The organism is Chryseobacterium sp. Chry.R1 (genome assembly GCF_039645525.1).
GTDB lineage: Bacteria > Bacteroidota > Bacteroidia > Flavobacteriales > Weeksellaceae > Chryseobacterium > Chryseobacterium proteolyticum.
In genome coordinates this window covers 59,444-73,922 of the sequence record NZ_CP151793.1, presented here as the reverse complement: position 1 = coordinate 73,922, position 14,479 = coordinate 59,444, and the positions used below count along the sequence as shown (strand labels likewise).

Annotated in this window: 17 protein-coding genes; 9 read left to right on the top strand and 8 right to left on the bottom strand. The window is 35.9% G+C overall.

The annotated features are described in order from the left end of the window. Positions 1-103: 103 nt before the first annotated feature. The 3 genes from AAEU33_RS00365 to AAEU33_RS00355 are packed head-to-tail and all read left to right on the top strand — an operon-like array spanning position 104 to position 1,658. Positions 104-1,168, top strand: coding sequence for a nitronate monooxygenase (locus AAEU33_RS00365; protein ID WP_345990386.1), 1,065 nt, complete (start codon positions 104-106; stop codon positions 1,166-1,168). Between the two features lie 38 nt (positions 1,169-1,206). After that, complete coding sequence (locus AAEU33_RS00360; protein WP_345990384.1) at positions 1,207-1,425, top strand: hypothetical protein; 219 nt, start codon at positions 1,207-1,209, stop codon at positions 1,423-1,425. Next, positions 1,422-1,658, top strand: a complete 237-nt coding sequence (locus AAEU33_RS00355) for a hypothetical protein (protein WP_345990383.1) — start codon at positions 1,422-1,424, stop codon at positions 1,656-1,658. Before AAEU33_RS00360 ends, AAEU33_RS00355 begins: the two co-directional genes overlap by 4 nt. A 119-nt stretch (positions 1,659-1,777) precedes the next feature. On the opposite strand, the gene AAEU33_RS00350 is transcribed toward AAEU33_RS00355, so the two are convergent. The 8 genes from AAEU33_RS00350 to AAEU33_RS00315 all read right to left on the bottom strand — a co-directional run bounded on the left by AAEU33_RS00350 (position 1,778) and on the right by AAEU33_RS00315 (position 8,750). Beyond that, positions 1,778-3,115, bottom strand: coding sequence for a Mur ligase family protein (locus AAEU33_RS00350; RefSeq protein WP_345990381.1), 1,338 nt, complete (start codon positions 3,113-3,115; stop codon positions 1,778-1,780). Positions 3,116-3,124: 9 nt separating this feature from the next. Continuing rightward, the gene (locus AAEU33_RS00345; RefSeq protein ID WP_172284069.1) at positions 3,125-3,559 is read right to left on the bottom strand and encodes a hypothetical protein; all 435 of its coding nucleotides are present in this window, start codon (positions 3,557-3,559) and stop codon (positions 3,125-3,127) included. Positions 3,560-3,575: 16 nt separating this feature from the next. Beyond that, positions 3,576-4,382: a lysophospholipid acyltransferase family protein gene (locus tag AAEU33_RS00340; protein ID WP_345990379.1), complete on the bottom strand. Its 807-nt coding sequence runs from the start codon at positions 4,380-4,382 to the stop codon at positions 3,576-3,578. A gap of 27 nt (positions 4,383-4,409) precedes the next feature. Beyond that, on the bottom strand, positions 4,410-5,039 hold the full coding sequence (locus tag AAEU33_RS00335; protein ID WP_172284072.1) for a CoA pyrophosphatase: 630 nt from the start codon (positions 5,037-5,039) through the stop codon (positions 4,410-4,412). Positions 5,040-5,172: 133 nt separating this feature from the next. After that, entirely contained in the window at positions 5,173-5,646 is a 474-nt protein-coding gene (locus tag AAEU33_RS00330) for an OsmC family protein (protein ID WP_345990376.1), read from the bottom strand. Positions 5,647-5,721: 75 nt separating this feature from the next. After that, positions 5,722-7,281: a ribonuclease E/G gene (locus tag AAEU33_RS00325; RefSeq protein ID WP_172284075.1), complete on the bottom strand. Its 1,560-nt coding sequence runs from the start codon at positions 7,279-7,281 to the stop codon at positions 5,722-5,724. Positions 7,282-7,647: 366 nt separating this feature from the next. Further along, the gene (locus AAEU33_RS00320; protein WP_002984212.1) at positions 7,648-7,938 is read right to left on the bottom strand and encodes an HU family DNA-binding protein; all 291 of its coding nucleotides are present in this window, start codon (positions 7,936-7,938) and stop codon (positions 7,648-7,650) included. A 140-nt stretch (positions 7,939-8,078) separates the two neighbouring features. Beyond that, the gene (locus AAEU33_RS00315) at positions 8,079-8,750 is read right to left on the bottom strand and encodes a response regulator transcription factor (protein ID WP_172284077.1); all 672 of its coding nucleotides are present in this window, start codon (positions 8,748-8,750) and stop codon (positions 8,079-8,081) included. Between the two features lie 185 nt (positions 8,751-8,935). On the opposite strand from AAEU33_RS00315, the gene tssO (AAEU33_RS00310) reads away from it, so the two are divergent. From tssO (AAEU33_RS00310) to AAEU33_RS00285, 6 genes are all read left to right on the top strand, one after another. Next, a complete protein-coding gene (gene tssO, locus AAEU33_RS00310; RefSeq protein WP_172284079.1) occupies positions 8,936-9,466 on the top strand; it encodes a type VI secretion system TssO in 531 nt (176 codons plus the stop codon). Between the two features lie 3 nt (positions 9,467-9,469). Continuing rightward, the gene (gene tssO, locus AAEU33_RS00305; protein ID WP_172284081.1) at positions 9,470-9,991 is read left to right on the top strand and encodes a type VI secretion system TssO; all 522 of its coding nucleotides are present in this window, start codon (positions 9,470-9,472) and stop codon (positions 9,989-9,991) included. A 45-nt stretch (positions 9,992-10,036) separates the two neighbouring features. After that, the gene (locus AAEU33_RS00300) at positions 10,037-10,948 is read left to right on the top strand and encodes a PKD domain-containing protein (protein WP_172284082.1); all 912 of its coding nucleotides are present in this window, start codon (positions 10,037-10,039) and stop codon (positions 10,946-10,948) included. Between the two features lie 44 nt (positions 10,949-10,992). Further along, positions 10,993-13,392 carry a type VI secretion system protein TssR domain-containing protein gene (tssR, locus tag AAEU33_RS00295; RefSeq protein WP_345990368.1) on the top strand — a complete coding sequence of 800 codons (2,400 nt, stop codon included), beginning with the start codon at positions 10,993-10,995 and terminating at the stop codon, positions 13,390-13,392. Positions 13,393-13,659: 267 nt separating this feature from the next. Further along, on the top strand, positions 13,660-14,064 hold the full coding sequence (gene tssD, locus AAEU33_RS00290; protein WP_172284086.1) for a type VI secretion system tube protein TssD: 405 nt from the start codon (positions 13,660-13,662) through the stop codon (positions 14,062-14,064). 191 nt (positions 14,065-14,255) lie between these two features. Further along, positions 14,256-14,408 (top strand): hypothetical protein, encoded by a 153-nt coding sequence (locus AAEU33_RS00285; protein ID WP_345990365.1) that lies wholly within the window; start codon positions 14,256-14,258, stop codon positions 14,406-14,408. Positions 14,409-14,479 lie beyond the last annotated feature (71 nt).

The following is a 14,479-nucleotide window of genomic DNA, read 5'->3' as shown; positions in this document are numbered from 1 at the left end:
CAAGTGAGATCTGTGGGAATTGTGTTTTTAGAATGAATAATGTCATATTTTGCTCGGCTTAAATGCTGTCTGTTTTTTTGTACTTTAAAATAAAATAATTTGTATGTTCTGGGCAAATACACTTATTGAAAAATTAAACGTAAAATATCCCGTTATTCAGGCTCCAATGTTCGGAGTAAGTACTCCTGAGATGACGGCATCAGCCTCAAAGGTTGGTTGCTTGGGTACTCTGGCATTAGCTGATTTATCTGCGGAACAATCCGTTGAATTGATTAAGGTTACAAAAAAACTTGCTGACCAGCCATTTGCCGTTAACATTTTTACCCATAATATCCCTCCGATCACAGACTCCATACGACAGAAATACATAAAGACCAAAAACTTTATTGAAGAGCTTGCGGAAGAAAATAATCTGGAGGTCAGCCTTCCTGATCTCGAAGATCTTAAAGTGAACACTTATCACGAGCAAATTGATGCCATCATTGAAGAAGGATGTAAGATACTGAGCTTTACATTTGGAAATCTTGACGATAATAGTATTCAGAAATTAAAAGAAAATGGAATAACCCTTATTGGAACGTGTACTTCAGTGGAAGAAGCTTTGATCCTGGAGAAATCTGGGATTGACATAATCTGTGTTCAGGGAATTGAGGCTGGAGGGCATAGGGGAACATTTGGCGGAGATCGGATTCCGCAGATAGGAGGTCTGTCTCTTTTATCGCAGGTATTCGATCATGTGAAGGTTCCTTTGATTTATGCAGGTGGGATTTATAATGCAAGAACCATATTGGCGGCAAATGAACTTGGAGCAAAAGGGTTTCAGGTGGGCAGTATATTATTGGCTTCTCAGGAAAGCGCATTGCAGTCATTTGAGAAAGAAAGATTAAAGAAGGTAAGAGAAGACGAAATTCTTTTGACCAGAAGCTTCTCGGGACGTTATGCAAGAGAGATAAGAAATAGATTTATTGAAGCTCTTGAGAATTCTGATTATATTCTGCCTTATCCTTATCAAAACAAGCTGACAGGGATTTTAAGAAAAACGGCAAAACTTAAAGGTAATGTGGAGTTTGTGAATATATGGCTAGGGCAATCGGTTCATCCGTACAGTGAAGCATCCACCATGGATATTTTAAAAAGACTGATTCTTGATGTTGAAAAAATATCCTGAAAAATTGTCTATTTTTGCAGGCTTTAAGCCCAGCATATATGAAAAGAATATTTTTACCTTTAGCTTTATTGTCAATGCTTGCATGTGGTAGTGATAGTGAAACATTGGATACTATTGATCCCAATGTAGAGACAATAATCGGGAAGTGGTATATTGAAAAATCTGAATTGTACACTTCAAAAGATCATCAGATAAAAACCAATTTTTCTACAGATTGTCAGAAAAAAGCACGCATGAGTTCAGGCAAACCAATATGACTTCAACAACTTATGGTCAGCAAGGTACTGCGTGTATTCAGACTGATGTTGTTACCAGAAACTATACTTTTGATAAACCAACCGGTCAATTTTGGTATGAGGGGGAACAGGATTATCCATATTTCGTTACAAAACTTACCCAATCCGAAATGATCATGGAAGACCGTACCCAAGATATGGATGGCGATGGGACCAACGATATTATCAGGAGATTTTTTACGAGAACCAACTAAAAAAAACTTCTCAATTTTGAGAGGAAATTTATATGTAAAATATATTTTCTTCACAATAAAAAAGCTTCCCTCTTTTAAAGAGGGAAGCTTTTTTTATAATTACTTATTTATATGAATAATTATTTTGTGAGATCCAATCCACCAAAGTTACCCGAGCTCATCATCAGGAAAACACCTTGCTTTTTATCCAGAATATCCCAATACGCATGAAGCTCCTCCGCATTGGTAAATACTTTTAAATGGTCGTTTTTAAATTTTTCTTTAATCAGATCAGGAGATATCGGGTCCATTCTTTTAATCTTTAAGGCATCTTCAGAATAGAATACAATAGCCTCATCCAGGCCATCCATGGCATGATCATATTGCTCTAAAAAAGCAGGATTTAAACTTGAATAGGTGTGCAGTTCAAGGAATCCGTATTTTTTCTCTCCTTTAAACTGTTCATTAAAAGCTTTTACCGCGGCTTTTACTTTACTTGGAGCGTGGGCAAAATCCTTGTAAAGAATGGCTTTATCTTCTCTTTCTACTTTTTCAAGACGTTTTGAGGCACCTTTAAAGCTCATAATTGCCTCGTAGAAATCTTCATCCATAATACCTAGCTGACGGCAGATGTGTCTGGCCCCTTCCAGGTTCAGAAGGTTATGGGCTCCGAAAACAGAAAGCGGGATATCTCCCATTTCAGTTTTTAAAATGACCTGCCCATTACTGATCTCATACTCCGGAGTTTTATAGGGTATTTTTCTGAAATAATTTTCCGCATTGTCCACTACTTTTACCACCTCCGGATCTTCTTCATTGTATACTAATACACCACCAGGAGTGATGCTGGCTACAAATTTTCTGAATTGTTCTATATAATCATCGAATGTTTTGAACACATTGATGTGATCCCAGGCAATTCCGCTTAGAAGAGCGATGTTCGGCTGATATAATAAAAATTTAGAACGCAGGTCGATAGGGGACGAAAGATATTCGTCACCTTCCAATACCATAAAATCGTTATCAGGAGTTAATTTCACCATACAGTCGAAGCCTTCCAATTGTGCTCCTACCATAAAGTCCACCTCTTTCTGATGAAAATTAAGGACATGCAGAATCATGGAAGTAATGGTGGTCTTCCCGTGTGATCCTGCAATAACTACTCTTGTTTTATCTTTAGACTGTTCGTAAAGAAATTCAGGATAAGAGTATATTTTCAGGCCTAATTCTTTTGCTTTTGCCAATTCAGGATTATCCTGATGAGCATGCATCCCCAAAATGACTGCATCAAGATCTGAAGTGATCTTTTCGGGGAACCAACCCATTTCCTGAGGAAGTATTCCTTTGTTTTCAAGTCTTGATTTTGACGGTTCAAAAATGGCATCATCAGAACCTGTCACCTGATATCCTTTATCTTTTAGTGCTATGGCAAGATTATGCATGGCACTTCCTCCGATAGCAATGAAATGGGTCTTCAATTGTATTTATTATTTTTTAACATTATTATTAATGATCTCCTGAAATGCATTGGTGATATTCGTCCAATTGGTCCTGAAATTCGGCATAATCAGGCTGGCATCCGTTTTACTTCCTTCATTAGGACCTTTCTTTACATTAATAGAAGTCGTTACGTTATCATACAGTTTTTTGTGATCTTCCTGTATCCTTCTGAAGTTATTCTGAGACAAAATGTTATTGAGTTTCTTCAGGTCTTCATCCGAAACCTTAAAATCCTGTTTGATCTTTTTTCCTTCGCCCTCAAAAGAATAGTGTGCAGTATTATCTTTTATAAGTAGGTTTTCATAAGCAGGAGCGTAGCCTCCGCTTTTGGAATAGCTAATGTCGAAATTTGAATATACTTTTTGACTGTTGCATGAAACTAATACTATGATTGCGAATAAGATCTCTATTATTCTTTTCATATGTAATTTACCTTTTTTAATTATCTGAATCTTTCTTCTCTAGTTTTTTAGCTTTTAATTCTTCATCATACTGGTGCAGCAGATTGAAGTCCTCCGTTTGCTCTATGGCAGTCATGATTTTTAATAAAATTTCATGTGCATTTTCTTTATCATAATCAATATCGAGAGATGCCTTAAACTCCATGGTAGGTTTTACACCGGTAACCTTTACCCGTAATCCTTTTTTATCAAAGGCTCTTCTGAAACCATTGATCTTGATAGGAATTACAATCGGGCGCTGGTTTTTTACCAGTTTTGCTGTTCCTCTACGGCCCTGTGCAAAAGCGGAAGTAGTACCCTGAGGGAAGGTGGCTACCCAGCCGTTATCAAGAGCCTTCATTATATTATCAACCTCTGTGAGGTCTACCATTCTGTTTACATTTTTTCCTTCCGCACGCCATGTTCTCTTTACCGTAACAGCACCTGCAATTTTAAAAATTTTAGGAAGAATTCCTTTGTTCATGGTTTCTTCTGCTGCCACATAGTAGAAATCAATCTTTGGATTGAGGAGATAGATCGGATTTTTAATGGTATTTAAATAGCCATTATTTACAGCACAGAATGCGTGGTACATTGCTGCAACATCTGCAAAATAAGTCTGATGGTTGGATACAAACAACACATTGGAATCGGGCAGATCAACAAGGTGTTCAGTACCGGTTATTTTTAGCTTATTAAAACCATTGAATCTTCTGTAAGAAACAAATCCTAAAATAAAAATAACTAACCTTTTCAAAAAGTAAGGTGTCCCGAATGCATCGGTGAAAATATTTTTCTTCGCCATCTCTCAATTAAACACGGTTGTGCAAAGTTACATTTTTTTCAGCAACTGACTGAATTCACTTAATATCATTGCTGTAGCTCCCCATATGATATATCCATTGAAATTAATGACCGGAACTTCATGTCCTCCGGCACTTGGCAGAGCCATAATTTCAGGCTGGTCGGGAAGATTTAAAAACGAAGTAATAGGAAACTCGATGGTTTCTACTGCTTCACTTTGTTGTAAAACGAAAGTGGGGTTCTTTTTGGTATATGAAATATAGGTATATACGTAAAAATTACTTGGAGGAATATAAATAGGGGACATCTCTCTTATGATCCTTACGTAATGTTTATCTATTCCTATTTCTTCTGAAGTTTCACGAATAGCAGTGTCGGCAAAATCCCGGTCCATTTCTTCGCGCTTTCCGCCAGGAAGTGATATTTGACCGCTGTGCCTGTCGTGCTCATTAATGGTCCTTTGAATCAGAGGGAAATACCATTCATCATCTTTTAAATATAAAACAATATTTACTGCCGCGAATTTTGGATTTTTCTTTAAGATTTCATCGTGATTGAAAACAGGACGATAAGGTGGAGAAAATACGCCGTGAGCATTCTCTCCTGGTAATTCCACACTTTTAATTTTTCTTAATAAATCTTTTCCAAAACTTTCCATAGCTCAAATTTAGCAATATATCCTGAAGAATGGAATAGCCATTAACATTAATTAACCATATGGTTTTGAAAAATTAAAGATGAAAAAATTAAAGATACCGGACGCGAATAGGCTATTAATGTTGCCGAATTCATCATTGTTTAACCTGTACTGTGGGGCTGTGCTTTACTTTGAAATTAACCGAGTTGGCAATGAAACAAAATTCATTAGCTTTTTGATGAAGTTCCACCGCTTTTTCAATCATGGATTTATCCGTCACGATTATTTCAGGGTGTAGGGTTACTTCTGTAAAATGGCCGCTTCCATTGGCGGTTTCTGCCATGATTCCGGTTGCTTTATCTGTGTATTCAGTTAGGATAACTCCCGCTTCCGAACAAAAATGGAGATACCATAACATATGGCATGAAGATAAGGATGCTAAAAAAAGCTCTTCAGGGTTATGTTTGGTCTTATCGCCCCGAAATGCCGGATCAGAAGACCCATCAATAGTAACTTTATTTTCTATTGAGATGGTATAGCTTCTGCCGTAATTCCGGTAGCCGCTGGTACCTGTTCCTTTATTTCCGGTCCATTCAATGGAAGTGGAGTAGTGGTGTTCCTTGTTCATGTTTTTTGTGTTTATTAAAACAGGTACTAATTTAAATAAAAAAACCTCCAGAAAACTGGAGGTTGTAATTTTGTATTAATTGGAATATCCTGATACTTCTTCTTTCTTAGAGTTATAGATCTTGTATTCCAAATATTTAAAAGAATCCCTTGGAATGATGGTTACCCATTTTTTATATTTTACAAACCATTTCATCTGGATGCTCTTAATTCCTTTTGTAAGATAAGCTTCCACGAATGGGTGTACATGCAGGTAAAGTTTTCCTTTTTCCTTTTGCATGATGTTTCTAATGGTTTCTTCCATTCTTTCCACAATAACAATCGGAGCTACGATTTCTCCGTCCTTGTTAGGGTTTTCTTCTTTGGTTTCGATTTGTTTTTCCGGACGGTTTCTCTGTCTGGTAATCTGTATCAATCCAAATTTACTTGGAGGTAAAATTTTGTGGCGAGCTTTGTCGCGCTTCATTTCTTCTTTCAGATGTTCGTACAAATCTCTTCTGTGATCGGCGTTCGGCATATCGATAAAATCGATTACAATAATACCACCCATATCACGAAGGCGCAATTGTCTTGCAATTTCTGTTGCGGCCATTTTATTCACGTTGAGAGCGTGTTCTTTATTGGCTGCATTTCCGGTTGTAATGTTATTCCCGGAGTTCACGTCGACTACGTGTAAAGCTTCCGTATGTTCAATAACAAGGTAAGCTCCTTTAGAACTTGGAATGTTGACGTGTTTTCCAAAGCTTTGTTTAAGCTGTTTTTCAACATTGTAATATTCCAGAAGAGGAATGTGAGAATCATAAAACTGAACAATATTTTTTCTTTCAGGAGCAATTACTTCTACATAATTTTTCATTTCTTCTACCATTTGTTCATCATCACAAATGATACTTACGAAATCCTGATTAAAATTGTCCCTTAAAATAGCTGAAGCCTTATCTTCTTCGCTTAAGACCTTAGATGGAACTTTATTTTTCTGGATATTTTTAAAAGTACTTTCCCATTTCTGAATCAGCTGATTCATATCGTTATGCAGGTCTGCCACTTTTTTTCCTTCGGCAACGGTTCTTATGATCACACCAAAACCTTCAGGTTTGATACTCTCGATAAGAGTTCTTAGTCTTTCTTTTTCCTCAAAGCTTTTAATCTTTTTGGAGATAGAAACTTTGTTGTCGAAAGGAATTAAAACCAAAAAACGTCCTGTTAAAGATACCTGGGTAGAGATCCTTGGCCCTTTTGTGGAGATAGGCTCTTTGGTAATCTGCAGCAGGACAATGTCATCCTTTGCAATGACCTTATCCACAGTTCCGTTTTTGTCTATTTCGGGTTGTATCTCGAAATTTTTTAAGCTTGAAGAACTTTGCTTTTTAGAAATGGTGTCCTTTAAAAATTTTCTATAAGTAAGATATTGTGGCCCCAGGTCCTGATAATGCAGAAACGCATCTTTGTCGTAACCTATATTTACGAATGCGGCATTAAGGTTAGGTGCCAGCTTTTTTACCTTTCCTATAAATAAGTCTCCAACTATAAAATCACTTTTGTCCTCTTCCTCATGAAGTTCACATAGTCTTCCGTCTTCCAGTAATGCAATCTTTGTAAGTTCATCCTCATGCGAAACTATTAGTTCTTTCTTCATTTTGTTATAAGATAAAATTGTTAAGATTATAGGAAACAGGCATGGTTTTCTTTAATAAATGCATGTATAAATTTACGAATTCATAATGAAAGTTGTGTTATTTATTTCAATGAAATAAAACCTGTCCCGATCTTTTGGGAATCCTATAGTTATAAATAAAAATATAGTCGGTGTAGATTAAAAAATTAAAAACACCAACTATATTAATATATTTTTAAATCTCGAAAAAGGAGATTATTTTTTCTTATGTCTGTTCGCTCTTCTTCTTTTCTTTCTTTTGTGAGTTGCAACCTTGTGTCTTTTTCTTTTCTTTCCGCTTGGCATAATTTTAAATTTTTTAGTAACTAGTTAATATTCAGTTAATTTTTATTTTACTGCAACTTTAGTTTTTACTTTCTCAACAAAAGATTTTGATGGTTTGAAAGCAGGAATATTGTGAGCAGGGATCTCAATTGCAGTGTTTTTAGAAATGTTTCTTCCTGTTTTAGCAGCCCTTGTTTTAATTATAAAAGAACCAAAACCTCTTAGATAAACGTTATCTCCATTATACATAGAAGTTCTGATCTCCTGCATAAAAGCTTCTACAACTTTCTGTGTTTCATTCTTTTCTGTTCCCAACTTATTTGAGATGGTGTTTACCAATTCTGCCTTTGTCATTTCCTTTTTTAATTTTAAATTTTAGGTGTGCAAATTTAGTTAAAAAAATTGAATACTAGCAAATTAGTGGTAAAAAAAATTTCGGTAAACGGTTGATGGTTTTATATTTACTCTCTATATATATTACGTAATGATGTTTTTTACATGCTGGAATTGTAATATCCGTTTTCTACGCAAAAGCGGATCAGGTGAAGTTTTGTCTTTAGTCCCAGTTTTTCCGTTAACCTGTTGATGTAGGTATCAATCGTTCTCGTACTAAGATTAAGTTTCTCTCCGATTTCCTTATTACTAAAGCCTTCATAGCAAAATTTCATCAGCTGGATCTCTGTGGAAGAAAGCTCTTCCTGGCTCTTTTTTTGCCGTTCCATATACTCCATAACAGCAAGGGGTTGCTGTTCCCATTCTTTGGAATATGCTTCATAGTTGAAGGTGTCTGACGCTACCTGTCCTTTTATGATATCTCGAATGATATTACTTTTCTTTTCGCAATAATAGATATTGGGAATTTTGGAAAGTATTTCAGCCATATCTTCCTGATAGGTTCCTGAATAGGTAATAATGGGAGTTTCGGAATTGCTTTTACGGATGTATTTTATCGCTTCAATTCCGCTTAATACAGGCATAAATAGTTCAATGATAAAGACGTCTTCCTGTCTTCTGTAAATTCTGTTTACGAGTTCATGCCCGTTATTACAATCATTGAGAAGCATGTAAAACGGGTTTTCCAAAAGCGTTTTGACAAGTATTTTTTTAAAATAAAAATCGCTGTCTGCTATTGAGAATCGCACAGTATTAGTTAATATTTTACTCACGTTAATATTTAATATCGATTTGGCTTATGATAATTAAATTTAGGGGTCTAAATTAATAAAAACTTATTAAAGTTAAAATTAATCTTAATTTAAATGAAAAATGATCCGTTATATCACGGAAAAGATAGATATTGTGCAGGAAATTTTTTTTTTATACTTTCACAGACCCAAACAAACCACAAAATATGTCTTCAAATAGAGAGAAAAAATTAAATAAATCAGACGTCAGAATAGGCATTTGGAAGTTTGTTCTGTCTTTTGTTGTCCTGGCTGCTGTTTCTTTCACCAGCGTATTTTTCTTTTTTAAAAGCTATGATGCCCAAACGGAAGGGGTAAGCCGTGATGCGGAAGCCTACAGAGAATTACTGGGCCGCAGCGATATTCTTAGAGTTCAGGTGGATACTATTTTCAGCAGAATGAGCAGGCTCAACAGAGTGGAAAATGATATTTTCCTAAGAAATGATATTATAGACAATGTGAATAATGCTAAAAACATTATGGGAAAAGACAGTGCGGATAATTTTAAACATTATGCGGTCTTAATGAAACAAATAAGTCCGATGCTGACTTTGAAAAATCGTATTGTAGAGGTTTCCAACCAGAAAAAAATTGCAATAAGAGATGTCAACGGATGCATGGGGAAAGTAGGAAGTATGGAAAAGGTACTGAAGATAGATCCTACCAGAAAGTTTACAGGAAGTCGAAGAAAAAGATAAGTTATGCAGGGACACATCACATTATCCAAAAAAGAAAAGCAATATCAATTTTTTTATTTGATTTTAATGCTTTTGGCAGCACTCATATTTTTAGGAATTATTTTCCTGAAAAGATTCAAATCGCCATTTTCTGAAGATGATATCATTGCCATTCAGAAACTTGAACAAAAAGCCAAATTTGATCAGCAACAAAAATTAACCCAGCGTTTGCAGGATAGTACTTTCATCCAGGTAAGCAGACTTACGGATGAAACTACAGAACCTTTTGTGGAAAATTCTATTCAGACAGGGATTAATGATATTAATAACAGCTTTGGTCCGGAATATATAGACATCAGAAAAGATGCTTATCCTCAGATTGCACAATTCTATAAAATGTATTTTGAGGACAAAAAGATCATCTCAAGAACTACAGAAGATATCAAACTCTTTCAAAAACAGTATCAGGATTGCCTGATCGGACTTAAAGAAACCAAAGACCGTGTCTTTCAGCGACAGAATGCATTAAAAGAAAGAACCCAGTAGACGGTAAAAACTAATACTCAATCAATCACACATCACATTATAACTATGAATTATTTTCAAAAGAACAAAAAGAACATTATTATCGGTGTTATAGCGACATTGCTGATTGCGGCTCTTGTTGCACTCTGGTTGCAGAAAAAGGTCATTCATTCTGCAGATGATATTGTAGGGGTTGTATATCCATCTACATTAAGTGTAGGGGATACATTGGTATTTGAAGATAAAACACAATTTGCCAAAAGCAAAAAATGGAACTTCGGAGACGGGACAACTTCTGAGAAAAGCAGTGGTATCCACTTTTATAACAAACCGGGATATTATCCGGTAACGCTTATTATCGATAATAAATACTCTAAATCCTTCCCTGTACTGGTTTCTGCCAGAGCAATTCAGAAAGCAAAAGATACAGCGATGGTAAAAACAACCATAGATGCACCATTACGGGCTATGCAATTCGAGAATGTACAGTTTCGTGCGATCTCCGATGCTAAACAGTTCAGCTGGAAATTCGGGGAAAGCGGAACTACGGATTCTAAAGATAAGCTAGCAATCTACTCCTATAAAGAACCGGGAGATTATATTGTTACTTTATACACGGATGAAAGCATTGAACCGATTATACACCACATTAGAATTGATCCTTCTTATGATGCATTAAATGATCAGGATGTAAGCGTAGAAGACGCTTATGCAAAAATCGATAATGATTTTAAATATCATTTGCAGCAGATTGCCAACGGGAGTAATTTCAATTCACACTATAATTACCTTCTTCAGAAATACCTTTGTAATAATGAGAATACGGTTGTGAAGGTGAATGACAGTAAAGTAAATAACTTTTACATGTATTGCGCGGGACTTCAGTTTGATAAAAATAATGTTATTCAGACCGTTAAGGTAAATTTTGATGATACACAGAATTGTGTAACCAAAGTGGATATTAACCAAAGTAAATAATTACAACCCTGTATCGGGCACACCAAATTATAAAAGAAAATAGGATGAAAAATAAATTTCCTCTAGCAGCATATTATATCGGAGTTTCATTTTTACTGACGAGCTGTCAGGTAAAATTACCATCGAAAAGAACTCCGGAGCCAACTCAATACGGGCAAATTGATAATGCCTCAGTGATGAATGGTTATCCAAAGAAGTCCGTTCCATGGATTGCCATTTCGGATCGTTCCAGAAATACGGCTTATCTTGATAAAAATGACGAAAAATCATATAAAGAAGTAAAATTCTTAGAACCTTTAATGGTCTTAAAGCATAGAGACGGCATGGTAAAAGTAGCCGAGTATATTCCGGATGCTTTAATGAAAAAGGTTTCTTCGAAGGCTATTAAGACCTATGGATGGATTCCTGAATCCGAGCTATTGCTTTGGAACAGCTCCTTAAAAGATGAAAAGACAGGTTATCCGGTAAGGGTTGCTGTGGTACCAAGCAATAGTGATGTTATCAGAAGTGCTGAAAGATATTACAAAAATGATTCGATCATGGTGTTCAACTCTCCAAGTCTGATCGAAAATGCGAATGTAAAGATACCTAACGGTCAAATTGTATATGTTTACAAACAAGCTGAGAATAACAAAAGATTTTTAGTGGGTAAAAAACCGAATATTGACATCGATAGTATCAGTACAGGATTATATGGCTGGGTAAGTTCCAATGTGATTTCAGCATGGGGGGAACGTTCTGCAGTAAAAATGAAGAATACAACCGGTGTTACGGAAACTGCTTTAGGGTTACATGAAGGAGCGCCGGGAGGTAGTGATGCCGCAAGCAGGACTGCAATTCTTCTTACGGATGTTAATAAGAGAACGCCACTTGAAAATATTTACCCTGTTAAGCTTGCATTAAAAGAAGCGCCAACTCCGGATTCTAAAACCAAATATTTTACCAATATCCTGGACTACAGTAAGAACTATGTCCTAAATGTATTGGGAGAACCTATTTATTTTGATCGTTATCGTGAGATCACGGAAAGAAATAAAAACATCAACATTGTTTTTGCTTTAGATATCAGTGCACCTAATGCACTCTATGCTCCGATTGTAAAGTCCCTGTTACAGGACCTGCAGTTAAGATTTGAAAAGCCTTCTTATTTCAATTCTGTAAAATATGGAGTGGTTCTCTATAAAAACAATTCTTGCGGAGATAATGTAGCTGTTTCCAGCTTAAATGCTGATTACAGTAAAATAATCACTTTCATAGAAGATAAGATTAATGAGATGAATTGTCCTACCAACAGTGGATATCAACCCGTAAGTGAAGGTTTAACGGCGGCAGGAAATCTTCTTTCAACGGTTCCTGATGAAACGAACCTTGTAATTACAGTGGGGACATCTGCCAACCAGAGCGGGAATATGTATGGCGTAATCAATTCTCTTACGCAAGCACAGGCAAGGCTGATCATGTTCCAGACGAGTTCTAGATCATCTGATACGTATAATGACTTCGTTTTGCTGGGGCAAAATGTTGTTTCCAATACGGCAAAAAATATTGCCGAGCTGAAAAAGCAAAAAATCATTAACCAGAATGATGTTTTAACTAAGAATAACTTTAACCTTGTGGAAGGAGATGAAGGCTTCTTCTCTTTAGATTATCCAAAGCAAAGTATGTCTCAGGGATTTGTAATATTCCCTAAAAAAGGAGATGTAACGACACCGGGCTATCTGAAAAAATCAGTTGATAGTTTAATTTCACAGGTAACCATGGATAATATGTCGATAGATAATTCCCTGAATGCTTATTTCCATTCCTCAGTAGGAGCGGGAAGAACAGATGTGGATCTGAAATATAAATATCTGTATCCGGGACTTACCAATCGCGTTCCGGCGGGAATTGCCGCTCAGCTGATCAATTACGGAAGTCCGTTCCTGGTAAAAGGGTATATTCCAAAAGATCTTAAAGATTATAAACCAGGTCTTGAAAAAGGAATTCTGATCTCTGAAACAGAATATGATAACCTAAAAGCTTTCTATAGGGAAGTATATGAGAAAACTGGTCCGGCAAGAGCAGACTTCAACCAGTCAAAAGCAATTAAAGAATATGTTCGTCTTGTTAAAAAATATAATCCGACAACAACATTCATAGATAAAGGTGATCTTTACGAGCAGCCTATGTCTTATGTAGTGGGATTGACGACAGGTTTCGATTTGTCTGAAGAAGAACTAATGTCAAAATATAAGCTTAAGGGCTGGAGAAAATCTAAGATCGTTCTAAATGAAACAGTAAGAAAATATTTCCTTAACTACAAAGAATTGGGAGAAAGATTGCTTACTCACAGAAATAATCCGGCGGTGAAAATCCAGCAAAACGGACAGACTTTCTATTGGCTAAATGAATATTTTATGCCGACCATGCTTCCGGTAGAGGAACCAGAGTATACAAAACATTAAAATCAATTATAGGGCGGAATTATTTCCGCCTTTTTTGTATTTACACATATTGAAATCCTGAAGAAATATCTCCGGATTATCAATTCCGGATTATTGCAAAAGAATCATTGCCAGGGAGTTCTAAAATGTTGCTACATCGATGATCGTAGAACTACTACAAATTTGTAAAAATCCATTTGAAAACTTTTATAAAAGCAGCAGGGGTACTATATTTGTTGTACATTCATTGAGTTACAATATACAATTAACGATTAAAAATTTACAATCATGGCAGCAAATTCTAGAGGGATTTTAAAATTCAACGGAGGCGAGGGTCAAAAACTATTAAAACTTAACTATAGCGTTTCCAGATCTACAGATGTATCGGGAAGGGTAGCATCAGATCCTTCAAATGCACTTATAAAACTTACAGTAGAGGCAACGGAAAAATCTGATATTCTGGAAAGCTTACTTAATGGAAAATATAAGCCGACCACCGGAGAAGTTACATTTAACAAATCTCATGAAGAAGGTACTTTAATTACTTTAAAGTGGGAAAACGGATATGTTATTCAGCATGAAGTAGATTTCGATGCAGTAGATGAAAACAGTATGCTGATCAGCTTTATCGTAAGCGCTGAGACCATTCATTATGGTCAGGGTATTTATGAAGGTCTATGGCCATCAAGCTAATTAAAAAAGGCACATTTAATCCACATTCATAGAAAAAGACTGTCCATAAAAAGACAGTCTTTTTTGCCTGAGATAATTTAGATACCCACAGAAAAGACAATCTGAAATCTTTATCAGGGAATACTTTGCCTAAAAGAAATCCTGATTGGATATTTTTTTTTACCTTTAAGCCTCACCACAATCGCAAAAATATGCTACCGATACCTGAACATACCTACGGAATTTCTTTCCGTTTATCACAGAAACCCGGCAGATTCATTAAGGATCTGCAGATGTGTACTTTACCAATAAGACCCTATTCTGATCATATTATTGCTGATGAGGCTCATGATATTTTAATGTAAGAACATTCCTGCTGATGAACTGTACAGGCAGACGTGAAACTATTTGCATACAACAACACAAAACATATTAA